Source organism: Muricoccus nepalensis (assembly GCF_006438825.1).
In the GTDB taxonomy this organism is placed as follows: domain Bacteria; phylum Pseudomonadota; class Alphaproteobacteria; order Acetobacterales; family Acetobacteraceae; genus Roseomonas; species Roseomonas nepalensis.
This window is the reverse complement of sequence record NZ_RCZP01000005.1, coordinates 14804-40309: the sequence shown is the minus strand read 5'-3', so window position 1 is coordinate 40309 and position 25506 is coordinate 14804. Positions and strand designations below refer to the sequence as shown.

Below are 25506 nucleotides of genomic sequence, written 5' to 3'. Positions count from 1 at the left end.
AACGACCATGACCGACTACGTGTCCCGGCACCTCGCCAACACGGCCCTCCTCCGCGACGAGGCCCATATCGACACGACCGAGCACGACGCCTGCGGCGTCGGCCTCGTGGCCGCGCTCGACGGCATCGCCCGCCGCGACGTCGTCCAGGCCGGCATCGACGCGCTCAAGGCCGTCTGGCACCGCGGCGCGGTCGACGCCGACGGCAAGACCGGCGACGGCGCCGGCATCCACGTCGAGATCCCCCAGGACTTCTTCGCCGAAGTCGTGGAGCACGGCGGCGACCGCCTCCGCCCCGGCCGCATCGGCGTCGGCATGGTCTTCATGCCCAAGACCGACCTCGGCGCGCAGGAGCGCTGCCGCTCGATCGTGGAGTCCGAGATCCTTATTGCGGGCTACGGCATATACGGCTGGCGCCAGGTCCCGATCGACGTCGCCTGCATCGGCGAGAAGGCCAACGCCACCCGCCCCGAGATCGAGCAGATCCTCATCTACGACCCCGAGCAGCGCGACGAGGCCGTCTTCGAGCGCGACCTCTACGTCATCCGCCGCCGGATCGAGAAGCAGGCCATCGCGGCCCAGATCCCCGACCTCTACCTCTGCACGCTCTCCTGCCGCTCCATCATCTACAAGGGCATGTTCCTGGCCGAGAGCCTCTCGGTCTTCTACCCCGACCTGCTGGACGCGCGCTTCGTCTCGCGCTTCGCCATCTACCACCAGCGCTACAGCACCAACACCTTCCCCACCTGGCGCCTGGCCCAGCCCTTCCGCACCCTCGCCCACAACGGCGAGATCAACACGGTGCACGGCAACGTCAACTGGATGAAGAGCCACGAGACGCGCCTCTCCCACGCGCTGCTCGACCCCTTCATGGAGGACATCAAGCCCGTCGTGCAGGCCGGCAACTCCGACACGGCGTCGCTCGACAACGTCTTCGAGCTCCTCGTCCGCGCCGGCCGCGACGCGCCCATGGCCAAGGCGATGCTCATCCCCGAGAGCATCGGCTCCAACGCCACCATGCCGAAGGCCCACCAGGAGCTCTTCCTCTACTGCAACGCCGTCATGGAGCCCTGGGACGGCCCCGCCGCCATCGCCGCCACCGACGGCCGCTGGGTCGTCGCCGGCCTCGACCGCAACGGGCTGCGCCCCATGCGCTACACGGTCACCGCGGACCGCATGCTCGTCGTCGGCAGCGAGACCGGCATGGTCCGCTTCCCCGAGGAGAGCATCATCGCCCGCGGCCGCCTGGGCCCCGGGCAGTGCATCGGCGTGGACCTGCACGAGGCCCGCTTCTACGACGACGGCCAGCTCAAGGACACGCTCGCCGCCCGCAAGCCCTGGGGCGACTGGACGCGCCGCACCACCCGCATCGACGGCATCGTCAAGGCCGACGCGCGGGAGGGCGCGACGCTCGAGGGCGAGTCCCTCCGCCGCCGCCAGCTCTCCATGGGCTACACGCTCGAGGACCTGGAAGCGATCCTGCACCCCATGGTCGAGGAAGGCGCCGAGGCCATCGGCAGCATGGGCGACGACACCCCCATCGCCGTCCTCTCCCGCCAGTACCGCGGCCTGCACCACTACTTCCGCCAGGCCTTCGCGCAGGTGACGAACCCGCCGATCGACAGCCTGCGCGAGACGCGCGTGATGACGATCAAGACCCGCCTGGGCAACCTCGGGAACATCCTCGACGAGGACCCGACCCAGTGCGACATGCTCATGCTGGACAGCCCCGTGCTGTCCAACGCCGAGTTCGCGGCCATGCGCGGCTACATGGGCGACACCGCCTGCGAGGTGGACGCGACCTTCCCCGTCGCCGAGGGCGAGCCCGGCCTCCGCCGCGCCATCGAGCGCATCCGCCGCGAGGCCGAGGAGGGCGTGCGCTCCGGCTGCGCCCACGTCATCCTCTCGGACGAGGCCCAGGGGACCGACCGCGCGGCCATCCCGATGATCCTGGCCGTCGGCGCCGTCCACACCCACCTCGTGCGCCACAGCCTCCGCACCTTCACCAGCCTCAACATCCGCAGCGCGGAATGCATGGACGTGCACTACTTCGCCGTCCTCATCGGCGCCGGCGCGACCACGGTGAACGCCTACCTCGCGCAGGAGAGCATCGCCGACCGCCACCGCCGCGGCCTCTTCCCCGGCCTCTCGGTCGAGGAATGCGTCGCCCGCTACCGCAAGGCCATCGACAAGGGCCTGCTGAAGACGATGTCCAAGATCGGCATCGGCGTGCTCTCCTCCTATCGCGGCGGCATGAACTTCGAGGCGATCGGCCTCTCCCGCGCCCTCGTCGCCGAGTTCTTCCCCGGCACCCAGTCCCGCATCTCCGGCATCGGCCTCTCGGGCATCGCGCGCCGCGTGCTCGACATGCACACCGCCGCCTGGGACGCGGCCACCCCCGTGCTGCCCGTCGGCGGCCTCTACAAGCTCCGCCGCCGCGGCGAGGCCCACGCCTTCGAGGGCAGCCTCATCCACCTCCTGCAGAAGGCGGTGAACGCCGACAGCTACGAGACCTACAAGCGCTACAGCCACGCCGTCCGCCAGCTTCCCCCGGTGGCGCTGCGCGACCTGCTGGACTTCCGCGCGCCCCCCAGCAAGCCCATCGCGCTGGAGGAGGTCGAGAGCATCACGGAGATCCGCAAGCGCCTGCTCGCGCCCGGAATCTCGCTCGGCGCCCTCGGCCCGGAGGCGCACGAGACCCTCTCCATCGCCATGAACCGCATCGGCGCCCGCTCGGACAGCGGCGAGGGCGGCGAGGACCCCGCGCGCGCCAAGCCCCGCGCCAACGGCGACAACGCGAACTCCGCCATCAAGCAGATCGCCTCCGGCCGCTTCGGCGTAACGGCCGAGTACCTGAACAACTGCCGCGAGATCGAGATCAAGGTCGCCCAGGGCGCCAAGCCCGGCGAGGGCGGCCAGCTTCCCGGCTTCAAGGTGACGGAGCTCATCGGCAAGCTCCGCCACTCCACCCCGGGCGTCACGCTGATCTCGCCGCCGCCCCACCACGACATCTACTCGATCGAGGACCTCGCCCAGCTCATCTACGACCTGAAGCAGATCAACCCCGAGGCCACCGTCTGCGTGAAGCTGGTGTCCCGCAGCGGCATCGGCACCATCGCGGCCGGGGTAGCCAAGGCCAAGGCCGACGCCATCCTCGTCTCCGGCCACTCGGGCGGCACCGGCGCCTCGCCCGTCACCTCGATCAAGTACGCGGGCCTTCCCTGGGAGATGGGCCTCTCCGAGACCCACCAGGTCCTGCTGCTGAATCGCCTCCGCCACCGCGTGAAGCTGCGGACCGACGGCGGCATCAAGACCGGGCGCGACGTCGTCATCGCCGCCATGCTCGGCGCCGAGGAGTTCGGCATCGGCACGGCCTCCCTGGTCGCCATGGGCTGCATCATGGTCCGCCAGTGCCACTCCAACACCTGCCCCGTCGGCGTCTGCACCCAGGACGAGGCGCTCCGCGCCAAGTTCGAGGGCACGCCGGAGAAGGTCATCTCCCTCTTCTCCTTCGTGGCCGAGGAGGTGCGCGAGATCCTCGCCTCGCTCGGCGTCCGCAAGCTCGAGGACGTCATCGGCCGCACCGACCTCCTCCGCCAAGTCTCCCGCGGCGCCGAGGATCTCGACGACCTCGACCTGAACCCGCTCCTCGTCCAGGCCGATGCCGGCGGCCATCCCTCCCACTGCACGCTGGAGGGCCGCAACGAGGTCCCGGAGACGCTCGACGCCGACATGATCCGCGACGCCGCCGCCCTCTTCTCCCGCGGCGAGAAGATGCAGCTCCAGTACAACATCCAGAACACGCACCGTGCCATCGGCACCAAGACGAGCTCGATGATCGTGCGCCAGTTCGGGATGACCGGCCTGCAGCCCGGCCACCTCACCGTCCGCCTCCGCGGCTCGGCCGGCCAGTCGCTCGGCGCCTTCGGCGTCCGCGGCCTCAAGCTCGAGGTGCTGGGCGACGCCAACGACTACGTCGGCAAGGGCCTCTCGGGCGCCACCATCGTCGTCCGCCCCGGCCCGTCGGCCAACTTCCTCTGGGAGGAGAACACCATCGTCGGCAACACCGTCCTCTACGGCGCGACGGCGGGCGAGCTCTTCGCGGCGGGGCAGGGGGGCGAGCGCTTCGCCGTCCGCAACTCCGGCGCGACCTGCGTGGTGGAGGGCATCGGCGCCAACGGCTGCGAGTACATGACGGGCGGCGCGGTGGTCATCCTCGGCGCGGTCGGCGACAACTTCGGCGCCGGCTTCACCGGCGGCCAAGCCTTCGTCTGGGACGCGGATCAGACCTTCGAGCGCCGCCTGAACCGCGACACCCTCCTCTGGGCCCGCCTCGGCTCCGCCCACTGGGAGGGGATGCTCCGCGGCCTCATCCAGCGCCACGTCCAGGAGACCGGCTCGCGCCTCGCGGCCCGCATCCTGAACGACTGGGCCACCGAGCGCGACCGCTTCTGGCACGTCGTGCCGAAGGACTACGCGAAGCTCCTGCCGCAGCCCATGAGCGACCAGCTCATGGCCGCGGAGTGACCGGAGGAGGCCGGCGGGCAACCGCCGGCTCCCGCCCGTGATCGATTGCACAAAACCTGACACTACAAGGCGTTGAGCGGGTTCGTTAAACCTCCATCCCATCTTGCCCGGCAGGCCCCGCGGTGGCAAACACCCGCCCCGTGCGCATCCTCCATCACCTCCCGCTCTCCCCGGCCTGCCGCAAGGTCCGCCTCGCCCTCCACGAGAAGCGCATCCCCTTCGAGCTGCGCGCCGAGCGCATCTGGGAGCGGCGCGAGGAGTTCCTGGCGATGAACCCCGCCGGCACGGTCCCCGTGCTGGAGGAGGAGACCGGCCTCGTCATCGCCGACAGCAGCGCGATCTGCGAGTACCTCGACGAGGCCTACCCCGACATGCCCCTCATCGGGCGCACCCACGCCGAGCGCGCCGAGGTCCGCCGCCTCGTCGCCTGGTTCGATGGCAAGTTCGACCGCGAGGTCACCCGCAACCTCTACTTCGAGAAGCAGCTCAAGCGCATGCTCGGCCGCGGCAACCCGGACGCCGGGGCGCTGCGCGCGGGCTACGCCAACATCAAGCCGCACATCGAGTACATCGGCTGGCTCGCCGAGAGCCGCGCCTGGCTCGCGGGGGGCCAGATCTCGCTCGCCGACCTCGCCGCCGCCGCCCACCTCTCCTGCCTCGACTACATCGGCGACGTCGACTGGTCGATGAACGACGCGGTGAAGGACTGGTACGCCCGCGTGAAGTCCCGCCCGGCCTTCCGCCCCATCCTGGCGGACCGCGTGAGCGGCCTGACCCCGCCCAACCACTACGCCGACCTCGACTTCTGAGGGCGCGGCGCCGGCCTAGCCGCGCCCGCCCGAACCGACCAGCATGGGGGCATGCAGCCCCACCTCCTTCTCGTCGGCCTCGGCTTCAGCGGCCTCGCCATCGCGCGCGACGCCCTGGCCGCGGGCTGGCGGGTCACCGCCACCGCTCGCGACCCCGCCCGCGTCGCGGCCCCCGGCGGCACGGCCGTCATCCCCTTCGCCGAGGCCGCCCCCGCGCTGCGCGCCGCCACCCACCTCGCCGTCACCGCCCCGCCGGGTGAGGAGGGCGACCCCGTCCTCGCCGCCCACCGCGCCGCGCTGGACGCCGCCCCGCTCCGCTGGATCGGCTACCTCTCCACCACCGGCGTCTACGGCGACCGCGGCGGTGCCTGGGTCGACGAGACGACGGAGCCCGCCCCGGCCCAGCCCCGCTCCCGCCGCCGGCGCGAGGCCGAGCGGGCCTGGGAGGCCTTCGCCGGCCGCGCCGCCGTGGACCTCTTCCGCTGCGCCGGCATCTACGGCCCCGGCCGCTCCGTGCTCGACGACCTCCGCGCCGGCACCGCCCGCCGCACGGTCCTGCCCGGCCACGCCTTCGGCCGCATCCACCGCGACGACATCGCCCGCGCCGTCCTCGCCGCCGCCGCCAACCCCCCGCCGCCGGGCCTTCGCGTCCTCCACCTCTCGGACGACGAGCCCGCCGAGAGCGCCGCCGTCACCGAGGGCGCCGCCCGCCTCCTCGGCCTCGAGCCCCCGCCGGCGATCCCCTTCGAGGAGGCCCGCGCCACCATGTCCCCCATGGCGCTCTCCTTCTGGTCCGAGAACCGCCGCGTCGCCAACGGCCGCACCAAGGCCGCGCTCGGCATCGCCTGGCGCTACCCGACCTGGCGCGAGGGCCTCGCCGCCATCCTCGCCGAGGGCGGCTGAGGCGGGGGAGGGACCCCGCCCGCAACCCCACCCCCGGGGCGGCGTTCGCCCCCTGCCATGAAGAAGAGAGCCCCACGCCATGCGCCTCGACGGTCCTGAGAGCGACAACGTCGAGGACCGCCGCGGCGAGGGCGGCGGTGGCTTCGGCGGCGGCGGCTTCGGCGGCCTGGGCGGGGGAGGTGGCCGCGGCGGCGGCATCGCCGTCGGCGGGATCGGCGGCGTGGTGCTGCTCGTCGTCGCCCTCCTGCTCGGCGTCGACCCCTCCATGCTGCTCGGCGGCGGCGACCCCGCGCCCCAGCCCGCCCCGCAGGAACGCCGCTACGACCCCGGCGCGGACCGCCCGGCCCCCGGCCGCCAGGCCGGCAACGACCCGGGCCGCCAGGCCGGCAGCGAGCCCGGCCGGCAGGCCGAGCGCGGCAGCGAGGACTCCGGCCGCCGCTTCGTCGGCCAGGTCCTCGGCGAAACCGAGCGCGTCTGGAACGCCCAGTTCGCCCAGATGGGCCGCCGCTACGAGGAGCCCGTCCTCGTCCTCTTCTCCGGCGCCACCCAGTCCGGCTGCGGCGCCGCCCAGGCCCAGACCGGCCCCTTCTACTGCCCCGAGGACCGCCGCGTTTACATCGATCTCGAGTTCATGGCCCGGCTCCAGCGCCAGCTCGGCGCCACCGGCGACTTCGCGGCCGCCTACATCGTGGCGCATGAGGTCGGCCACCACGTCCAGAACCTTCTCGGCGTCCTTCCCCAGGTTCAGCGCGCCCAAGCCCGGGCCGACGGAACGGAGCGGAACCAGCTCCAGGTCCGGGTGGAGCTCCAGGCCGACTGCTTCGCCGGCGTCTGGGCCAACCAGGCCAACCGCGCCCACCAGATCCTCGAGGACGGCGACATCGAGCAGGGCCTGAACGCCGCCGCCGCCGTCGGCGACGACCGCGTCACCGGCGGCCGCATCCGCCCCGAGAGCTTCACCCACGGCAGCTCCCAGCAGCGCGTCCGCTGGTTCCGCCGCGGCCTCGAGAGCGGCGACATCCGCCAGTGCGACACCTTCCAGGGCTGAGCTGCCCGCCCCGCCGGGGAAGACGGCGGCGCCGGCCCCCGCAACGCCGAAGGGCTGGGCGATCCCTCGCCCAGCCCTTCGGCCATATCCTCCGCGGCGTGATCCCGCCTAGCTGTGCGCCTCGATCAGCGTCCGCACCTTCGGGTAGACCTCGTTCGCCCAGCGCTTGCCGCTGAACACCCCGTAGTGCCCCACCCCTGTCTGCAGGTGGTAGAAGCGGTTCGCCAGCGGGATGTTCGGGCAGAGGTCCAGCGCTGCCATGGTCTGGCCGATGGCGCAGATGTCGTCCCGCTCGCCCTCCACCGCCAGCAGCGCCGTCCGCCGGATCGCTTCGGGCCGCACGGGCCGGCCACGGTAGGTGAGGCGCCCCTCCGGCAGGTCGTGCTCCTGGAAGATCCGCCGCACCGTCTCGATGAAGTACTCGGCCGGCAGGTCCATCACCGCGAAGTACTCGTCGTAGAAGCGGCGATGCGCGGCCTGCGCCTCCGCGTTGCCCGCGACGATATTGGCGAACTGGTTCCGGTGCGCGCGGATGTGGCGCTGCACGTTCATGGCCATGAAGGCCTGGAGCTGGATCGCGCCCGGGTAGACCCGGCGCCCCGCCCCGGCGTAGCGCCCGGGGACCGTGCCGATGAGGTTCTTCTCGAACCACTCGATCGGCTTCGACTGCGCAAGCTCGTTCACCTTGGTCGGGCTCACCCGCGTGTCCACGGGCCCCGCCATCAGCGTCATCGTGGCGGGGGTCGCGGGGTTGCGGTCCTCGGACATGATCGCGACGGCCGCCAGCGTCGCCGGCGCCGGCTGGCAGACCGCCAGCACGTGGCTCCCCGGCCCCAGCTCCTCAAGGAAGCGGATGACGTGGGACGTGAACTCGTCGAAGCCGAAGGTCCCGGCCGAGACCGGCACGTCCCGCGCGTTCGCCCAGTCCGTGATGTAGACGTCGTGGTCCGGCAGCAGCACCTCCACCGTCCCGCGCAGCAGGGTGGAGAAGTGGCCGGACATCGGCGCCACCACCAGCACCTTGGGCTGCTGGACGGAGGTGTCCTTGGCAAAGCGGAGCAGCGTGCCGAAGGGCGTCTCGAGGACCGCCTCCTCCGTCACCTCCGCGTCGCGGTTGCCGACCCGCACGGTGGTGAAGTCGTAGCCCGGCCGGGAATGCGTCGTCCGGGACCGCGCGACCATCTCCAGGGCGGCGCTCGTCCGGCGGACGAAGGGGGCCGCCAGCGGCATGGCCGCCACCACCGGCTCGAGGCTGTTCAGGACACGCCCGGCACTCTCGGCGAACATCCGGAAGGGAAGCTGCAAGTCCTGCTGAGCCTGCCAGAGCTGGTAGATCATGCCGGATGGTTCGTGTCGGAAGGGCGCATGATGGAGGAACGGCCCACCAGGGTCAGGGGTTTGATCACAGTCGAGAATGGTGAGAGCATCCTCCCGGTAGGTCAACAGTTTGTGAATCGTATTGTTCGCGCGGGTGTCCGCCGTGGCCGGCACAACCGCTCTGTTCCCATACATAGAACGAGAGCGGGCCGGCGGAACAGTTCTCGCATAAGCTTTCCTCGCCGGCCCCGCCCGGCCACAGGAAGGTCCCCCCCATGGCACAGGTCGAACAGCCCAGGACACCGCGGAGGGAGGACGGGCGCGAGCCCGCCCGGCTCCTCATCAGCAGCCGGAACTACTCCTCCTGGTCGCTCCGCGGCTTCCTCCTGGCCCGCATGGCCGGCCTCGACTTCACCGTCGAGACCGTGGACGTGAACGACCCCGCCGCCCGCGCCGAGCTCCTGATGCGCGCCTCCTCCATCCGCATCCCTTGCCTCCTGCACGACGGCCTGCGGATCTGGGACACGACCGCCATCGCCGGCTACCTCAACGAGATCCGGCCGGAGGCGGGGATGCTCCCGGCGGACCGCGCCGCCCGCGCCCGCTGCCGCTCCATCTCGGGCGAGATGCATTCCGGCTTCCAGGCGCTGCGCGCCTCGCTGCCGATGAACCTCCGCGCCCACCGCCCCGGCTTCCGCGTCTGGGCCGGCCCCCAGGCCGACATCGACCGCGTGCTCTTCATCTGGCGGGAATGCTTCGAGACCTGGCGCGGCCCCTGGCTCTTCGGCAGCCGCCCCAGCGTCGCCGACGCCATGTACGCGCCCGTCGTCACCCGCTTCCTCACCTACGACGTCCCGCTCGCCGGCGCCTGCGCCGCCTACGCCCAGCGCATCATGGAGTGGGAGCCGATGGCCGAGTGGCTGGCCGCCGCCCTCGACGAGCCCGACCCCGCCATCCAGGAGCTGGAGGTCGAGGCGGAGTTCTGACCCCGCCCCGGCCCTCGCTCGGACTCCTCAGTCGAGCTTCGCCCCCGCGGCGCGCACCACCTCCCGCCACTTGCTGTTCTCGGTGGCGATGTAGCGGTCGAAGGCGGCGGGCCCGAGCGGCTTGGGCTCGCTGCCGATCTCGCGCAGCCGCTCGGCCGTCGCCGGCTCCGCGACCGCCCCCAGCACCGCCTCCGCCAGCCGCTCCTGCACGGGGCGGGGGATGCGCGCCGGCGCCTGGAAGCCGAACCAGGCCACCGCCTCGAAATCGGGCACCCCCGCCTGGGAAACGGTCGGAACCTCGGGCAGCGAGAACCAGCGGGCGGAGGAGGTCACCGCCAGCGCCCGCATCCGCCCCTCCTTGATGTGCGGCAGGTAGCCCGGGAGGTTGTCAATCGCGACCTCCACCCGCCCCCCCAGCACGTCCGGGATCACCCCCGCCGTGCCGCGGTAGGGGATGTGCGTGAGGTTCACCCCCGCCTTCGTCTTGAGGTACTCGCCGCAGAGATGCCCCGAGGTCCCGTTCCCCGGCGTGCCGTAGTTCAGCTCCCCCGGCCGCGACTTCGCCGCGGCCAGCAGGTCGGCCAGCGTGCGGAAGGGCGAATCGGCGGCCACGACGATTCCGTTCGCCACCTCGTTCACCATCGCCACGCTCGCCAGGTCGCGCGCGGGGTCGTAGGGCAGCTTCGTGTAGAGGAACTGGTTGATGCTGGCCGTGCCGATGGTGCAGCAGAGGATCGTGTGACCGTCCGGGTCCGCCTTGGCCACCACGTCGCTGCCGAGGTTCCCTCCCGCGCCCGGCCGGTTGTCCACCACCACCGGGAAGCGCGAGGGCTCGCCCCCCTGGCCGAGCAGCGCCGGCATCCGCTCCGCCACCACCCGCGCCGTCAGGTCGGTCGCCCCCCCGGCCGGGAAGGGCACGATGATGCGGATGGGCCGGTTCGGGAAGGCGGGCTGCGCCCGCAGCACCGCCGGCGCCCCGATCGCGGGCAGCGCCAGCAGCGCGGCGCGGCGCGTCAGCGGGAAGCGGTTCGTCGGATGGTTCATAAGGCTCACTCCACGGTTGCGCCGGACTTGCGGACGACCTCGCCCCACTTCGCCGTCTCGGCCCGCACGAAGGCGGTAAAGGCGGCGGGCGTCGTGCCGCCCTCGGGCGTGAGGTCGGGCATCATCCCCCCGAGGTCCGCCATGCGCGCCCGCGTCGCCGGCTCCTTCACGATGGCGTCGATCACCGCCCCCAGCCGCTCCACGATCGGCCGCGGCGTGCGGGCCGGCGCCTGGATGCCGAACCAGGCCGTCGCCTCCACGCCCGGCAGCCCCTCCTCGGCGGTGGTCGGGCAGTCCGGCAGCGCCGGGGTGCGCGCGGCCGTCGTCACCGCCAGCGCCCGCAGCCGCCCCTCCCGCAGGTGCCCGATCGCGGACGGCAGGTTGTCCACCGCCACCTGCACGCGCCCCGCGATCACCTCCGCCAGCATCGGCCCCGCGCCCCGGAAGGGCACGTGGGTCATCTCGATCCCCGCCTCCATCTTCAGCAGCTCCCCCGTGACGTGCAGCGAGGTGCCGGCGCCCGAGGAGCCGATGTTGAGCTTGCCCGGATTCGCCTTCGCGTAGGCGACCAGCTCCCGCAGGCTCCGCACCGGCAGGGCGTTGGTCACGAAAATGACGTTGGGCACCCGCACCACCAGCCCGACCTCCGCGAGATCCTCCGGCCGGTAGGGCATGCGGCCGCCGTAGAGCGTGTAGTTGATCGCCCCGCTCGAGATCGCCTGCATGAGCACCGTGTAGCCGTCCGGCTCCGCCTTCGCGACGGCGTCCGCCCCCACGTTCCCGCCCGCGCCGGCCCGGTTCTCCACCGTGAAGGGCTGGCCGAGATGCGCCTGCAGCCGCTCCGCCAGGATCCGCGCCGCGACGTCCGTCGTGCCGGCCGGCGTGAAGGGCACGATCAGCCGCACCGGGCGATTCGGCCAGCCCGCCGCGCCCGGGGCCGTCGCCCCCTGGGCCCGCGCGGCCGAGCCGAAGGGGGAGGAAAGCGCGGCCAGCCCGAGGGACACGATCCCGGGGGCCGCCAGCAGGGCACGGCGCGATACGCTCATGGACAACCTCCTTCGCCGCGCCGCGCCAGGGTCTGTCGCCGGGGTCTCGCGCCCCGTGCCCGCGTCGCGGCGGTCCCGGAACAGGTGCCCGCCCCGCCGGCCGCTTGCAAGGCCTCCTGCAAGGGTGTTCGGGCGGGGGCTTGCACCGCGGGGCGATCCGGGGTGGCTGATGCAGCCCCGGCCGTCCTTCGGCGTTGCGGAAGGGCCCGGCTCGGCCCGGCCCGCCGAAGGCTGGCCCCGTCGCAGACCGCCGCCGCGTCCCGGGACGCCGGGCCACAGCGCAAGGAAGACGAACCGCATGGGATTCCTCCAGACCTATGCCCGGGTGCTGGGCCTGCTGGCGCCGGACAAATGGGTCGCCATCGGCCTCGCCCTCGCCTCGCTCGCCCTCGCCGGCCTGCAGTTCCTGGAGCCCGTCCTCTTCGGCCGCGTGGTGGACGTCCTCACCAGCGCCGACCGCCTCCCGCAGGACGTCGTCTGGCGCTCCGCCATCTCCCTCCTCATCGTCTGGGCCGCCGTCGGCGTCACGGGCATCGCGGCCAACGTCGCCGTCAGCCTGCTGGCCGACCGCATGGCCCACCGCAACCGCCTGACCGTGATGCACCGCTACTTCCAGCACGTCCTCGCCATGCCGCTCTCCTTCCACGGCGACACCGCCTCGGGCCGGCTGATGAAGGTCATGCTCGTCGGCACCGACCACCTCTTCTCCATCTGGCTCTCCTTCTTCCGCGAGCACCTGACCACCTTCATCACCGCCATCATCCTCCTGCCGCTCACCTTCTTCATGAACTGGCGGCTGGCCATCGTCCTGCTCGTGCTCGTCGTCGTCTTCTGCGCCGTCGCCGCCTTCGTCGTCAGCCGCACCCAGGAGGCCCAGGCCCAGGTCGAGGACTACCAGAGCCAGCTCGCCGGCAACGCCCAGGACGCGCTCTCCAACGTCGTCGTCGTGCAGTCCTTCACCCGCCTGAACGCCGAGGCCCGCCTCTTCGGCGACATCGTCCGCCAGGTGCTGGACCACCAGTTCCCCGTGCTCAACTGGTGGGCCGTCGTCTCCGTCCTCACGCGCTCGGCCAGCACGCTCAGCGTCATCACCATCTTCATCCTCGGCACCTGGCTGCACATGCGCGGCCAGGCGTCGGTCGGCGAGATCGTCGCCTTCATGGGCTTCGCCACCATGCTCATCGGCCGGCTCGAGGGCGCGGTCGGCTTCGTCTCCACCCTGCTCCGCCAGGTGCCGGGCCTGCGCGAGGTCTTCAGCGTGCTCGACGCCCGCAGCACCGTGCCCGAGAAGCCCGGCGCCCTCGACCTGCCGCGCGTGCAGGGCCGCGTCCTCTTCGACCACGTCGCCTTCGGCTACCCCGGCGGCGGCCTCATCCTCAACGACGTCGCCTTCGAGGCCGACCCCGGCAAGACCGTCGCCCTCGTCGGCCAGACCGGCGCCGGCAAGTCGACCGCCATGTCCCTTCTCCAGCGCCTCTGGGACCCCGTGAACGGCCGCGTCACCATCGACGGCCACGACCTCCGCGACATCAGCCTCGAGAGCCTCCGCCGCAACGTCGGCGTCGTCTTCCAGGACGCGATGCTCTTCAACCGCACGATCCGCGAGAACCTCCTCATCGGCCGCCCCGACGCGACGCAGGAGCAGCTCGAGCACGCCTGCCGCATGGCCGAGGCCCACGACTTCATCACCCGCCAGCCCCAGGGCTACGACACGCGGGTGGGGGAGCGCGGCATCAGCCTCTCGGGCGGCCAGAAGCAGCGCCTCTCCATCGCCCGCGCCCTGCTGAAGGACCCGCCCATCCTCATCCTCGACGAGGCCACCAGCGCCCTCGACGCCGCGACGGAGGCCCGCGTGCAGATCGCGCTGAAGGCGCTGATGGCCGGCCGCACGACCTTCATCATCGCCCACCGCCTCTCGACCATCCGCGACGCCGACGAGATCCTCGTCTTCGAGCACGGCAAGATCGTGGAGCGCGGCTCCTTCGACGAGCTCGTCTCCCTCGGCGGCCGCTTCGCCGAGCTCGTCCGCACCCAGCTCTCCGGCGCCGAGCAGAAGAAGGCGAGCGTCGCCGCCTGACCGCCGGGCCGGGGAGGGGGCGGGCGCATTACCGAAAGTTCACGGCGCCGTGATGCGCCGCTTTCCCGCTTGCGGCCGCCCCCCTCTCACCTGTCACGATCCCCTCCACAACCGGCTAAGGGGAGGCTGCGATGACCATTGCGAGAATCCTGCGCAACAAGGGCAGCGATGTGATCGGCGTGGCGCCGGGGGAGGACCTCGCCGCCATCGCCCGCACCCTCGTCCGTCACCGCCTCGGCGCCGTCCTCGTGCGCGACGAGGGCGGCGAGGTCCTCGGCATCGTCTCCGAGCGCGACATCGTCCGCGCCTTCGCCGAGGAGGACGGCGTCCTCGACGGCCGCACGGCCGCCGACGTCATGACCCGCAAGCTCTTCACCGCCACCCCCGATACGCCGATCACCCGCGCCCTCGAGATGATGACCGACCGTCGCGTCCGGCACCTGCCGGTCATGGAGGACGGCAAGCTCCGCGGCATCGTCTCCATCGGCGACCTCGTGAAGGCCCGCATCGAGGAGGCCGTGACCGAGGCCGCGGCGCTGCGCGAGTACGTCACCACCGGCTGAGCCCGGCCGCGAGAAGGCCCGAGGAAGCCCGCGAGAAGCCCGCCGGGGGGGCTTCCGGGGCGGCCCCCTTGGTGGCAAGGGGCGGGGCGGCGCCGTGCCTCCGGCGCGCCCCCTCCGACAGGTCCGCCCCCGCATGCCGCACGCCCCGGTCCCCGCACCCGCCGCCACCGCCGCGGCCGCCCCGCGCCCCGAGCACGTCCTCACCCTCTCCTGCCCGAACCGGCCCGGCATCGTCGCGGCCGTCGCCACCTGCATCTTCGAGCACGGCGGCAACATCCGCAGCGCCCAGCAGTACGACGACGTCGAGAGCCGCCGCTTCTTCGCCCGCATCACCCTCGACCACCCCGAGGGCGCCCTCGACGCCCCGGCGCTGCGCGGCGGCCTGTCGGCGGTCGCCGAGCGCTTCGCCATGCGCTGGACGCTCCGCGACCCCGGGGAGCGGCGCCGCGTCGTCGTCCTCGTCTCGAAGTTCGACCACTGCCTGGCCGACCTCCTCTACCGCTGGCGCCTCGGCGAGCTGCCGATGGACCTCGCGGGCATCATCTCCAACCACCCGCGCGAGACCTACCAGCACCTCGACTTCGCCGGCGTCCCCTTCCACCACCTCCCCGTCACCCGCGCCACGAAGATGGAGCAGGAGGCGGAGATCTGGCGCATCATCCGCGAGACCGGCACGGAACTCGTCGTCCTCGCCCGCTACATGCAGGTCCTGTCGGACGGCCTGGCCGCCAAGCTCGCCGGCCGCTGCATCAACATCCACCACTCCTTCCTGCCGGGCTTCAAGGGCGCCAAGCCCTACCACCAGGCCCAGGCCCGCGGCGTGAAGCTCATCGGCGCCACCGCCCACTTCGTCACCGCCGACCTCGACGAGGGCCCGATCATCGAGCAGGACGTCGAGCGCATCTCCCACAACGACACGCCCGACGACCTCGTCCGCCAGGGCCGCGACATCGAGCGCCGCGTCCTCTCCCGCGCCGTGCTCTGGCAGCTCGAGGACCGGGTGCTGCTGAACGGGTCGCGCACGGTGGTGTTCCGGAACTGAGGCCCGTCCCGGCCGGGGCCGGGGCCGGAGACGAGACGGGAGAAGGGGCTTGCCAGCCGCGGCCCGCCTCCCCCTAAGCTTCGGTCCCCCCAGGCCCCAGGAACCCCCCATGCCCATCCCCGCCCGCGCCCTCGCCGTGACGCTCGCCGCCGGCGCGCTCCTCGCCTTGCCCGGCCTATGGGCGGGGGCGCGCGCCGAGCCGCCCTCCTCCGAGGCGATCGTGGAGGCCTTCGAGGCCGTGCTCGGCCCGATCCGCGCCAACCGCCCGAGCCACGCCAAGGGCACCTGCGCCGCCGGCCACTTCACCGCGACGCCCGAGGGCACCCGCCTCTCCGTCGCCCCCGTCTTCAACGGCCAGCGCGTGGCGACCATCATCCGCTTCGGCGTGGGCGTCGGGAACCCGGCCGGCCCCGACACCGGCCGCACCACGCGCAGCCTCTCCATCCGCTTCGAGACCCCGTCCGGCGACACCTGGGACATGGCGAACATCTCCGCCCCCATCTTCGGCTCGCCCACGCCCGAGGCCCTGGTGGCCGGCCTCCTCGCCCGCCGCCCCGACCCCGCGACCGGCCAGCCCAACCCGCAGGCCGTCGCCGCCTTCGTCGCCGCCAACCCCGCGACCACCCTCCAGGGCCGCTGGCTCGCGGCCACCCTGCTGCCGGCGAGCTGGGCCACCACCCCCTACTGGGGCGTGAACGCCTTCCGCTTCCAGGGCACGGACGGGCAGGTGCGCCATGCCCGCTGGAGCTTCGAGCCCGCCGCCGGCACCCAGCGCCTGACCGAGGAGGAGACGCGCACCAAGCCCGCCAACTTCCTCGCCGACGAGCTGCGCCAGCGGGTGGCGCAGGCCCCCGTCGAGTTCGACATGGTCCTGCAGTTCGCCGCCCCCGGCGACGACGTGACCAACCCCACCATCGCCTGGCCCGACGACCGGCCGCGCGCGGTGGTCGGACGCCTGGCCGTCACGGAGGTCGCCCCCGGCCCCGGCGGCGCTTGCGACCCCATCAGCTTCCTCCAGCTCGACATGGCGCCGGGCGTCACCTACAGCGACGACCCCACGCTCCAGGCCCGCACCGGCGCCTACGCCGTCTCCCTCTCGCGCCGCCTGCAGTAGCCGGACGCCCGCGGCGCCGTCCCCCGGGGCGGCGCCGCCCCGCGGCCCGCCCGGCACGACCACCCCGGCCCACCACCCCGGCCCCACCACCGGCGCACCACTCTGGCGCCGCGCCCCAGCCCTGCCCGCCCCGCGCTTGACCTGGGCCGGGCCCCCTGCCACCTCTCCCGACCCCTTCCCACCACTGCAAGGCCCGGCCCACCCCCCATGCCCGCGATCACGCTGCCCGACGGTTCCGTCCGCGCCTATGACGGCCCCGTCACCGGCACCACGGTCGCCGCCTCCATCGGCCCGGGCCTGGCCAAGGCGGCGCTGGCGATGGAGGTGAACGGCACCCTCCGCGACCTCTCCGTCGCGATCGACTCCGACGCGCGCCTCCGCTTCATCACGCGCCGCGACCCGGAAGCGCTGGGCATGATCCGCCACGACGCCGCCCACGTCCTGGCCGAGGCCGTGCAGGCGCTCTTCCCCGGCACCCAGGTCACCATCGGCCCCGCGATCGAGAACGGCTTCTACTACGACTTCGCCCGCAACCAGCCCTTCACGCCCGAGGACTTCCCGGCGATCGAGGCGAAGATGCGCGAGATCGTCGCGCGCAACGCCCCCTTCACCCGCGAGGAATGGCCGCGCGAGGAAGCCATCGCCTTCTTCGAGGCCCGCGGCGAGCGCTTCAAGGCCGAGCTGATCCGCGACCTCCCCGAGAGCGAGACGATCTCGATCTACCGCCAGGGCGAGTGGCTCGACCTCTGCCGCGGCCCGCACATGCGCGGCACGGGCGACGTCGGCACCGCCTTCAAGCTGCAGAAGGTCGCCGGCGCCTACTGGCGGGGCGACCACCGCAACCCCGTCCTCTCCCGCATCTACGGCACCGCCTGGCGCGACGCGAAGGAGCTCGAGGCCCACCTCACCATGCTGGAGGAGGCCGAGAAGCGCGACCACCGCCGCATCGGCCGCGAGATGGACCTCTTCCACCTCCAGGAGGAGGCGACGGGCAGCATCTTCTGGCACCCCAAGGGCTGGCGCCTCTACCGCACCGTCGAGGACTACATGCGCCGCCGCCTCGACGCCGCCGGCTACGACGAGGTCAAGACCCCCCAGCTCCTCGACCGCAAGCTCTGGATCGAGTCCGGCCACTGGGAGAAGTTCCGGGAGAGCATGTTCATCGCGACGGTGGAGGACGAGTCCGAGAAGGACCGCGTCCTCGCGCTGAAGCCCATGAACTGCCCCTGCCACGTCCAGATCTTCAACCAGGGCATCCGCAGCTACCGCCAGCTCCCCTGGCGCATGGCCGAGTTCGGCGCCTGCCACCGCTACGAGCCCTCGGGCGCGCTCCACGGCATCATGCGCGTCCGCGCCTTCACCCAGGACGACGCCCACATCTTCTGCACCGAGGACCAGATCGCCTCGGAAACCGTGCGCTTCGTGGGGCTCCTCTCCTCGATCTACCGCGACTTCGGCTTCCAGTCCTTCCGCGTGAAGTTCTCCGACCGCCCCGCCAAGCGCGCCGGCACCGACGAGACCTGGGACCGCGCCGAGGGCGCGCTGCGCGAGGCCTGCGCGACGGCCGGCGTCGACTACGAGCTGAACCCGGGGGAGGGGGCCTTCTACGGGCCCAAGCTCGAGTTCGTCCTCCGCGACGCCATCGGCCGCGACTGGCAGTGCGGCACGCTCCAGGTCGACTTCGTCCTGCCCGAGCGGCTCGACGCCGAATACGTCGGCGAGGACGGCGCCAAGCACCGCCCCGTCATGCTCCACCGCGCCATCCTGGGCTCGTTCGAGCGCTTCCTCGGCATCCTCATCGAGGAGCACGCCGGCCGCTTCCCCCTCTGGCTCGCCCCGGTCCAGGTCGTCGTCGCCTCCATCGTGGACGACGCCGCCCCCTACGCCGAGGAGGTGGCCGAGGCGATGCGCGCCGCCGGCCTCTCGGTCGCGACCGACACCCGCAACGAGAAGATCAACCGCAAGGTCGCCGAGCACATCGAGGCCCGCGTCCCCATCCTCGCCGTCGTCGGCCGGCGCGAGGCCGAGGAGCGCAACCTCGTCCTCCGCCGCCTCCCCGGCCGGGAGCAGGAAACCCTGCCGCTCCCCGACGCCATCGCCCGCCTGCTCAGCGATGCCGCGCCCCCCGACGGCCGCCCGCAGCCCCTGCCGGAGGCCGCCGCGGCGTAACCCCGGACGCCGCGCCCCGCGCGGCGCCCGCCGTCGCCGGGACGTGCCCCCGAATCCGCCTTGACCCCGCCACGCGAAGGTTGCAGACGCACCCACCGCGCACCATAAATCCACGACTAGACACCACTAGAGGAGACGACCCTGGCCCGAGGCCCAATGCCCAACACCCTCCCGACCCGCGACGGACCGCGGGTGAACGAGGAGATCCGCGCGCCCCAGGTCCGCCTGATCGACCAGGACGGTGAGATGCAGGGCGTGATGAGCGCGCGCGAGGCCCTGGCCCGCGCCTACGACGTCGGAATGGACCTGCTCGAGATCAGCCCGAACGCCGAGCCGCCCGTCTGCAAGATCACCGACTTCGGCAAGTTCAAGTACGAGCAGCAGAAAAAGGCCAACGAGGCGCGCAAGCGCCAGAAGGTCGTCGAGATCAAGGAGATCAAGGTCCGTCCGAACATCGACGACCACGACTACGAAGTGAAGATGCGCCAGATGAAGGGCTTCATCGAGGAGGGCGACAAGGTGAAGGTCACCCTCCGCTTCCGCGGCCGCGAGATGGCGCACCAGGACCTTGGCGTGAAGGTGCTCGAGCGCATCCGCACCGAGATGGCCGAGGCGACGAAGGTGGAGTCCATGCCCCGCCTCGAGAACCGCCAGATGATCATGGTCCTCGCGCCGAAGTAGCGGCCCGTCCCGGATCGGGAACGCCGGCCTTCCCCCGGGAAGGCCGGCTTTTTCATGCCGGCAACCCGACCCACCTTCCTGTCGACAGACTGTCCCCAGGCGTTCTAGTGCCGGCCAAGGGAGCGACTGAAAACCAGCGCCCGGCCCGCCAGGAGGACACGCCATGCAGACCGACCCCTGCCGCTGCTGCGGCGGCTTTCCCCATCCCCGCCCACTAGGCCGCCGCGCCCTCGGCGGCCTTGCCGCCGGCCTGCTCGCCGCGGCGGCCCTGCCCGCCCGCGCGGCCGACCCGGTGCCCAAGACGGACCTCACGCCCGACCAGGCCCTCGCCCGCCTGAAGCAGGGCAACGACGAGTTCCGGATGGACGCCCCCTACCGCGCCGTCCAGGGCCGCGAGCGCCGCATCGAGCTTGCCCGCGGCCAAGCGCCCTTCTGCGTCCTCGTCGGCTGCTCCGACAGCCGGGTGCCTCCCGAGCTCCTCTTCGGCCGCGGCCTCGGCGAGCTCTTCATCGTCCGCAACGCCGGCAACACGGTCGACACCACCGCCCTCGGCAGCATCGAGTACGGCGTCGGCGTCCTCGGCTGCCCGCTGGTCGTCGTGCTCGGCCACGAGAACTGCGGCGCCGTCGCCGCCGCGCTGGCGGTCGTGCAGCGCAACGCCACCTACCCCGGCATGATCGGCGAGATGATCCAGCCCATCATCCCCGCCGTCCTCTCCGCCCGCGGCCTCTCCGGCGAGATCTCGCTCGACGACGCCGTCACCGCGAACGCCCGCCGCGTCGCGGCCCGCCTGAAGACGCAGAGCGCCATCGCGCAGGAAGCCATCCGCGCCGACCGGCTGAAAGTCGTCGCCGCCCGCTACGACCTCGACGACGGCGACGTCGACGTCGACTGGTTCGAGGACATCTAGTCGCCGCCCCCGTCGTCGCCGCCCCCGCCTGGGGAGCACGGAAAGCCGGTGGCTCCCCGGCCTGGGAAGCGACCGGCCTTCCGTCTGCCCGGGCCTAGAGCGGCGCCCCGCGGTTGTCGTCGAAGACCCCCGGCGTCCGGTTCAGCGTGCGGGCCGGCGCGGAGGAGGGCGAGCCCACCCCCACCGCCCCCGTGCCACCGGGCGAGAGCGGCCCGCCGATCGCCTCGCGCCGCGTCGTGTTGCCGGCGGGGTCCGTCATCAGCGGCGCGGGCGTGGCCGCGGTCATCGGCCCGCCCTGCCGCTCGCGCCGGGAGGAAAGGTCCACCGGCCCCGCGGGGCCCTGGCAGGCGGCCAGCAGGCCCATGCCAAGCAGGAAGGCGCCGCCGCGCAGCATCGTCGAAGGCTTCGTCATGATGCCTGTCTCCTCGTGCCGCCCGGCCGCTCGCCGGTCACGGCAAGGGAAGAAACGCGCGGCCCCCCGGATTCTTCGATGCCGCGCCGTGACGAAGTGAAACGCCGCCCGGGCCGCTCGGGGGGGAACCGCTCAGCGGTTCGCCAGCTCCGCCAGCGCCGCCGCCAGCACCCGCGCCCCGGCCGCGAGCTGCGACGGGCTCGAGTACTCCGCGGGGTTGTGGCTCACCCCGTTCCGGCTGGGCACGAAGACCATCCCCGCCGGGCAGATCGGCACCATGAACTGCGCGTCGTGGAAGGCCCCGCTCGGCATCCGCCGGCTCGAGAGGCCCTGCGCCGTCGCCGCGTCCTCCACGGCGTCCACCACCAGCGCGTCGAACTCCACGGGCAGCGCGTGGAAGCGCTCCGTCACGACCACGTCGCAGCCCTTCACCGCGCTGCGGATCGTCGGCTCGATCGCGTCGCCGTTGGTGATCAGCAGCTCCTTGTCGGGGTGGCGGAAGTCGATCGTGAAGCGCACCCGGTCCGCCACCGTGTTCGACGTGTTCGGGAAGACCTCGACCTGCCCGACCGTGAAGCGCAGCACGTCCGTCGGGTCCGTCATCAGCGCGTTCAGCGCCGTCACCGCACGGACCATGTCCTGCACGGCGTCGCGGCGCGTGGAGACCGGCGAGGTCCCGGCATGCGCCGTCTCGCCCGTGATCTCCACGATGAACCAACGGCTCCCCTGGATGCCCGTGACCACGCCGATGTCGATCCCCTCCGCCTCCAGCAGCGGCCCCTGCTCGATATGGGCCTCGAGGTAGGCGAAGGGCTTGCCGCCGAGCGGCCGGCGCGCGAGGTCGGCCTCCGCCGCGCGGTGCTCGTCCAGCGCCTGGCGGAAGGTCACGCCCTCGAGGTCGCGCACCTCGTCCCAGGCGTTGGCGGGCTTGAAGTGGGCCCAGGCCATGCTGCCCATGCAGCCCGGCGCGAAGCGCCCGCCCTCCTCGTTCGTCCAGGCCACCACCTCGATCGGGCGCCGCGTCGAGACGCCGGCCTCGCGGATCGCCTGCACCGCCTCCAGCCCGGCCACCACGCCCCAGATGCCGTCGAAGCGCCCGCCATTGGGCTGGCTGTCCATGTGGCTGCCCGTCAGCACCGGCGCCGCCTCCGCCTCCGTCCCCTCGTGCCGGAAGAAGAGGTTGCCGATCTCGTCCACCGTCACCGAGAGCCCCAGCCCCTCGGCCCAGCCGATCATCAGCCGCCGCGCCTCGCGATCGAGCGGCGAGAGGCAGGGCCGGTTCACCCCGGGCGACCCGTCGGCCCCCGTGATGGCGCCGAGCTTCGCCAGCTCCATCAGCCGGTCCCATTGCCGCCGCTCGCTCACGGCCGCGATCAGGTTGGGGGCGGTGCTGGCGCTCATCGGGGGTCCTTTCCGGTCGGCTCCCCGCATTTGCGGTGCAGCCCGCCCGGAGATCAACCCGGGGGCCCGCGCCGCGCCGCGCTGGCCCGGCGGCGGCGCGGTGTCGGCCGCGGCACGCGCCGTGCTAAGCACCCGTGCTGAGAACCCTGAGCAACCCCTCCGCGGGACCCCCGCCATGCCCGACGCCACGACCCCTCCCGGCCCCGAGGCCCGCCACCCCGGCCTGGACGCCCTCGCCGCGGAAGCCCGCGCGCAACTCGAGCTCCTCTCCTACCCCCGCCACCCCTGGGTGCCGGAGAAAGGGGAGGGGGTGCTCGACGTCGCCGTCCTCGGCGCGGGCCAGACCGGCCTCGTCACCGCCTTCGGCCTCCTGCGGGAACGGGTGCAGCGCGTCCGAGTCTTCGACGCGGCGCCCGCCGGCGGCGCCGGCGTCTGGACCACCTTCGCGCGCATGAAGACCCTGCGCACCCCCAAGCACGTCACCGGCCCCGACCTCGGCGTCCCCGCGCTCACGCCGAAGTCCTTCTTCACCGCCCGCGACGGCGCCGAGGCCTGGGAGGCGCTGCACAAGATCGGCCGCGTGGACTGGCAGCGCTACCTCGACTGGCTGGAGGCGACGCTCGAGCTCCCCGTCGCGCACGAGCACCGGCTGCTCCGCATCGGCCACACGGGCGCCGCCGACCCCCTCGAGCTCACCTTCGCCACCCCCGCCGGCGAGACGGTGATCCGCGCCCGCAAGCTCGTGCTCGCCACCGGCATGGACGGCATGGGCGGCTGGTCCATCCCCGCCCCCTTCGACCAGCTTCCGGCGTCCCGCGTCTCCCACACCTCCGGCCACGTCGACTTCGCGGCGCTCTCGGGCAAGCGCGTCCTCGTCGTCGGCGCCGGGGCCTCGGCCTTCGACAACCTCGCGACCGCCCTCGAGGCCGGCGCGACGAAGGGCACCATGCTCGTCCGCCGCGCGCGGATGCCCCGCGTGAACCCCTTCCGCTGGATGGAGCAGCCGGGCTTCCTCGGCCAGCTCTACGCCCTGCCGGACCCGCTGCGCTGGCGCTTCATGCAGCACATCTTCGCCCTCAACCAGCCGCCGCCCCAGGAGTCCTGGAACCGCGTCGCCGGCGACCCCCGCTTCGACCTCCACATGGCCAGCCCCGTCCTCGCCGTGCGCGAGGAGAGCGGCGAGGTCGTCGTCACCACGCCCCGCGGCGAGCACCGCACCGACCACGTCATCACCGGCACCGGCACCGCCTTCGACCTGGCGCTCCGCCCCGAGCTCGCGCCCTTCGCGGCGCACGTCCTCCTCTGGCGCGACGTCTACACGCCCCCCGCGGGCCAGGAGTTCCCGGCGCTCGGCGCCTGCCCCTATCTCCGCGACGACTTCTCCCTCCGCGAGAAGACCCCCGGCGCCGCGCCCTTCGTCGCCAACATCCACATGATCAACTACGGCGCCACCGCCTCCATGGGCCTCTCGGGCGCCACCATCAGCGGCATGAAGTACGGCACCATGCGCCTCGTGGACGGGATCTGCCGCCGCCTCTGGCTCGAGGACGCCGGGCACCACCTCGACAGCCTCCTCGCCTACGCCGAGCCCGAGCTGACGAGCGAGATCCCCCAGGAAGTGGCCGAGGAAGCCCTCGCCGACGCCCTCCGCACCCTCGCCGCCGAGTAGCCCGCCGATGAAGCCCTCCGCCGTCTCCACCCACGTCCTCGACACCGCCAGCGGCATCCCCGCCGAGGGCATGCCCGTCGAGTTCTGGCGCATGGAGCCCGAGCCCGCCCTCCTCGCCCAGGGCACCACCAACGCCGACGGCCGCCTCGACGCGCCCCTCCTCGCGCCCGACCACTTCGTCCCCGGCCGCTACGAGCTCCGCTTCGACGTCAGCGCCTACTTCGCCGCCCGCGGCAACGACCCCGGCTACCTCGGCACCGTCGTCCTCAACGTCGGCCTGAAGGAAGGGGAGGGGCACTACCACGTCCCGCTGCTCTGCTCCCCCTGGTCCTACTCCACCTACCGGGGCAGCTAGCCCCTGGGATCGCCAGGCGGGGGGGGTGGCCGCGCCGCGCCCCCGCCCCCTATCCTCCCCCGATCGACGACGCGCAGAGGACCCCGGCCATGACGACCCCCGCCAAACCCTCCGCCCCGCCGCCCGTCCGGGGCACGGCGGGGCACCCGGCGCCCTCCCGGCGCGCCCTCCTCGGCGGCGGCGCGGCCCTCCTCGGCCTCTCCGCCTGCGAGACGCCCATGCGGGCCGGCCACGACCCGCGCCCGGGCCGCGACCCCTCCGAGCCCGCCCTCTCCAGCCCCGTCGCCCGCTGGCTGGACGTGACCGACCGCCTCTGCGGCGACCCCAACGCCGCCTGGCCCCGCGCGGACACCATCGCCCTGTCCGCCCGCGCCATGCACGACGGCCTGAACGCCGCCCGCCCGCGCTACGCCCGCTGGGTGCCCCGCGCCGGCTCCGAGCCGCCGGGCGGCGGCGCCGCGCCCGAGGTCGCGCTCGCCGCCGCCGCCTACACCGTGATCGCCGCCCGCAGCGCCCCCGCGGCCCAGGGCGAGGCCCGGGCCATGCTCGACGCGACGCTCGCCGCCGAGCCCTCCGAGGCCGCCCGCGCCGCCGGCCTCGCCCTCGGCACCGCCATCGGCGCGGCCACCCTCGCCGGCGCCGGCCCGACGCCCCCCGAGAAGCGCGTCTTCCCCGTCTTCTCCGAGACCGGCCGCTGGCGCCCCGCCCCGCCGGCCGGCCGCAACAGCTTCTACGACCTCTCCGCGCCGCTGCTCTTCCCGAGCCGCGACTCCCTGCTCGGCCCGCCGCCGCCCGCGCTCGACTCCCCGACCTACCTCGAGGTGCTCGAGGAGACCCGCCGCGTCGGCGGCACCACCTCCACCGACCGCACCCCGGAGCAGGCCGACATCGCCCGCTTCTGGGTGCCCCAGCTCCTGCCCCGGAACCTGATGGTCGTCCTCCTCCGCCGCCTGGCCGCCTACCCGCCGCCGGGCGGCGTCTGGGACATCGCGCGGATGGTCTCCATCCTGGCCACGGCGCACGCCGACACGGACGTCTTCGTCTACGGCTACAAGGCGCACTTCGCCTACTGGCGCCCCGTCACCGCCATCAACCTCGGCAGCGCCGGCGTGCGCCGCGACCCGCTCTGGCAGCCGCTGCTGGTCACGCCCTACCACCCCGAATACCCCTCGGGGCACAGCGCCGACGTCGCGACGGGCGCCTACGTCATCACCGGCCTGCTCGGCGAGTTCCCCTTCACCTTCCAGGCCCTCGAGCGCCAGGGCCGCCCCACCCGGGACTTCCCCAGCCTCGCCGCCGCCCTCACGGAGTGCTCCAACAGCCGCGTCTGGTGCGGCGCCCATTTCCGCACCGCCTGCAACGAGGGCGAGCGCCTCGGCCGCGCCATCGCGACCAAGGCCCTCGCCCAGGTGCCGCGCGTCGCCTGACGGGGTGC

20 protein-coding genes are annotated in these 25506 nt (G+C 73.1%); 15 read left to right on the top strand and 5 right to left on the bottom strand.

Going from position 1 to position 25506, the window contains the following annotated elements; all coding sequences use genetic code 11:
- The first annotated feature begins 7 nt into the window (after window positions 1-7).
- The 4 genes from gltB to ypfJ all read left to right on the top strand — a co-directional run bounded on the left by gltB (window position 8) and on the right by ypfJ (window position 7285).
- Entirely contained in the window at window positions 8-4525 is a 4518-nt protein-coding gene (gene gltB / locus EAH89_RS07715) for a glutamate synthase large subunit (RefSeq protein ID WP_140882229.1), read from the top strand.
- Window positions 4526-4665: 140 nt separating this feature from the next.
- Window positions 4666-5334: an FtsZ-binding protein FzlA gene (gene fzlA / locus EAH89_RS07710; protein ID WP_140882391.1), complete on the top strand. Its 669-nt coding sequence runs from the start codon at window positions 4666-4668 to the stop codon at window positions 5332-5334.
- Window positions 5335-5385: 51 nt separating this feature from the next.
- A complete protein-coding gene (locus EAH89_RS07705; RefSeq protein ID WP_140882228.1) occupies window positions 5386-6237 on the top strand; it encodes a Rossmann-fold NAD(P)-binding domain-containing protein in 852 nt (283 codons plus the stop codon).
- A 79-nt stretch (window positions 6238-6316) separates the two neighbouring features.
- The gene (gene ypfJ / locus EAH89_RS07700; RefSeq protein ID WP_140882227.1) at window positions 6317-7285 is read left to right on the top strand and encodes a KPN_02809 family neutral zinc metallopeptidase; all 969 of its coding nucleotides are present in this window, start codon (window positions 6317-6319) and stop codon (window positions 7283-7285) included.
- Window positions 7286-7393: 108 nt separating this feature from the next.
- On the opposite strand, the gene EAH89_RS07695 is transcribed toward ypfJ, so the two are convergent.
- Window positions 7394-8623, bottom strand: coding sequence for a polyhydroxyalkanoate depolymerase (locus tag EAH89_RS07695; RefSeq protein WP_140882226.1), 1230 nt, complete (start codon window positions 8621-8623; stop codon window positions 7394-7396).
- Window positions 8624-8877: 254 nt separating this feature from the next.
- Between EAH89_RS07695 and EAH89_RS07690 the strand changes: the two genes are divergently transcribed.
- Window positions 8878-9588, top strand: a complete 711-nt coding sequence (locus tag EAH89_RS07690; protein ID WP_140882225.1) for a glutathione S-transferase — start codon at window positions 8878-8880, stop codon at window positions 9586-9588.
- A 27-nt stretch (window positions 9589-9615) separates the two neighbouring features.
- Here the strand turns inward: EAH89_RS07690 and EAH89_RS07685 are convergent, their stop codons facing one another.
- A complete protein-coding gene (locus EAH89_RS07685; protein ID WP_140882224.1) occupies window positions 9616-10632 on the bottom strand; it encodes a Bug family tripartite tricarboxylate transporter substrate binding protein in 1017 nt (338 codons plus the stop codon).
- A gap of 5 nt (window positions 10633-10637) precedes the next feature.
- Window positions 10638-11678 (bottom strand): Bug family tripartite tricarboxylate transporter substrate binding protein, encoded by a 1041-nt coding sequence (locus EAH89_RS07680; RefSeq protein WP_140882223.1) that lies wholly within the window; start codon window positions 11676-11678, stop codon window positions 10638-10640.
- Window positions 11679-11976: 298 nt separating this feature from the next.
- Between EAH89_RS07680 and EAH89_RS07675 the strand changes: the two genes are divergently transcribed.
- The 7 genes from EAH89_RS07675 to EAH89_RS07645 all read left to right on the top strand — a co-directional run bounded on the left by EAH89_RS07675 (window position 11977) and on the right by EAH89_RS07645 (window position 20234).
- A complete protein-coding gene (locus EAH89_RS07675; protein ID WP_140882222.1) occupies window positions 11977-13755 on the top strand; it encodes a glucan ABC transporter ATP-binding protein/ permease in 1779 nt (592 codons plus the stop codon).
- A gap of 131 nt (window positions 13756-13886) precedes the next feature.
- Window positions 13887-14318, top strand: a complete 432-nt coding sequence (locus EAH89_RS07670) for a CBS domain-containing protein (protein ID WP_140882221.1) — start codon at window positions 13887-13889, stop codon at window positions 14316-14318.
- A 133-nt stretch (window positions 14319-14451) separates the two neighbouring features.
- Window positions 14452-15360, top strand: a complete 909-nt coding sequence (gene purU / locus EAH89_RS07665; protein WP_140882220.1) for a formyltetrahydrofolate deformylase — start codon at window positions 14452-14454, stop codon at window positions 15358-15360.
- A 109-nt stretch (window positions 15361-15469) separates the two neighbouring features.
- Window positions 15470-16474 carry a catalase family peroxidase gene (locus tag EAH89_RS07660; RefSeq protein ID WP_140882219.1) on the top strand — a complete coding sequence of 335 codons (1005 nt, stop codon included), beginning with the start codon at window positions 15470-15472 and terminating at the stop codon, window positions 16472-16474.
- A 207-nt stretch (window positions 16475-16681) separates the two neighbouring features.
- Window positions 16682-18643, top strand: coding sequence for a threonine--tRNA ligase (thrS, locus tag EAH89_RS07655; protein WP_140882218.1), 1962 nt, complete (start codon window positions 16682-16684; stop codon window positions 18641-18643).
- 156 nt (window positions 18644-18799) lie between these two features.
- The gene (gene infC, locus EAH89_RS07650; RefSeq protein WP_140882217.1) at window positions 18800-19324 is read left to right on the top strand and encodes a translation initiation factor IF-3; all 525 of its coding nucleotides are present in this window, start codon (window positions 18800-18802) and stop codon (window positions 19322-19324) included.
- Between the two features lie 163 nt (window positions 19325-19487).
- Window positions 19488-20234 carry a carbonic anhydrase gene (locus EAH89_RS07645; protein ID WP_140882216.1) on the top strand — a complete coding sequence of 249 codons (747 nt, stop codon included), beginning with the start codon at window positions 19488-19490 and terminating at the stop codon, window positions 20232-20234.
- Window positions 20235-20328: 94 nt separating this feature from the next.
- Here the strand turns inward: EAH89_RS07645 and EAH89_RS07640 are convergent, their stop codons facing one another.
- Together EAH89_RS07640 and EAH89_RS07635 are read right to left on the bottom strand one after the other, a co-directional pair.
- Window positions 20329-20646: a hypothetical protein gene (locus EAH89_RS07640; protein ID WP_140882215.1), complete on the bottom strand. Its 318-nt coding sequence runs from the start codon at window positions 20644-20646 to the stop codon at window positions 20329-20331.
- 132 nt (window positions 20647-20778) lie between these two features.
- Window positions 20779-22047, bottom strand: a complete 1269-nt coding sequence (locus tag EAH89_RS07635; RefSeq protein ID WP_140882214.1) for a M20 family metallo-hydrolase — start codon at window positions 22045-22047, stop codon at window positions 20779-20781.
- 175 nt (window positions 22048-22222) lie between these two features.
- On the opposite strand from EAH89_RS07635, the gene EAH89_RS07630 reads away from it, so the two are divergent.
- The 3 genes from EAH89_RS07630 to EAH89_RS33020 all read left to right on the top strand — a co-directional run bounded on the left by EAH89_RS07630 (window position 22223) and on the right by EAH89_RS33020 (window position 25498).
- Window positions 22223-23716, top strand: coding sequence for a SidA/IucD/PvdA family monooxygenase (locus EAH89_RS07630; RefSeq protein ID WP_140882213.1), 1494 nt, complete (start codon window positions 22223-22225; stop codon window positions 23714-23716).
- 7 nt (window positions 23717-23723) lie between these two features.
- Window positions 23724-24071, top strand: coding sequence for a hydroxyisourate hydrolase (gene uraH, locus EAH89_RS07625; RefSeq protein ID WP_140882212.1), 348 nt, complete (start codon window positions 23724-23726; stop codon window positions 24069-24071).
- An 89-nt stretch (window positions 24072-24160) separates the two neighbouring features.
- A complete protein-coding gene (locus EAH89_RS33020; protein ID WP_140882211.1) occupies window positions 24161-25498 on the top strand; it encodes a vanadium-dependent haloperoxidase in 1338 nt (445 codons plus the stop codon).
- The last annotated feature ends 8 nt before the right edge of the window (window positions 25499-25506 follow it).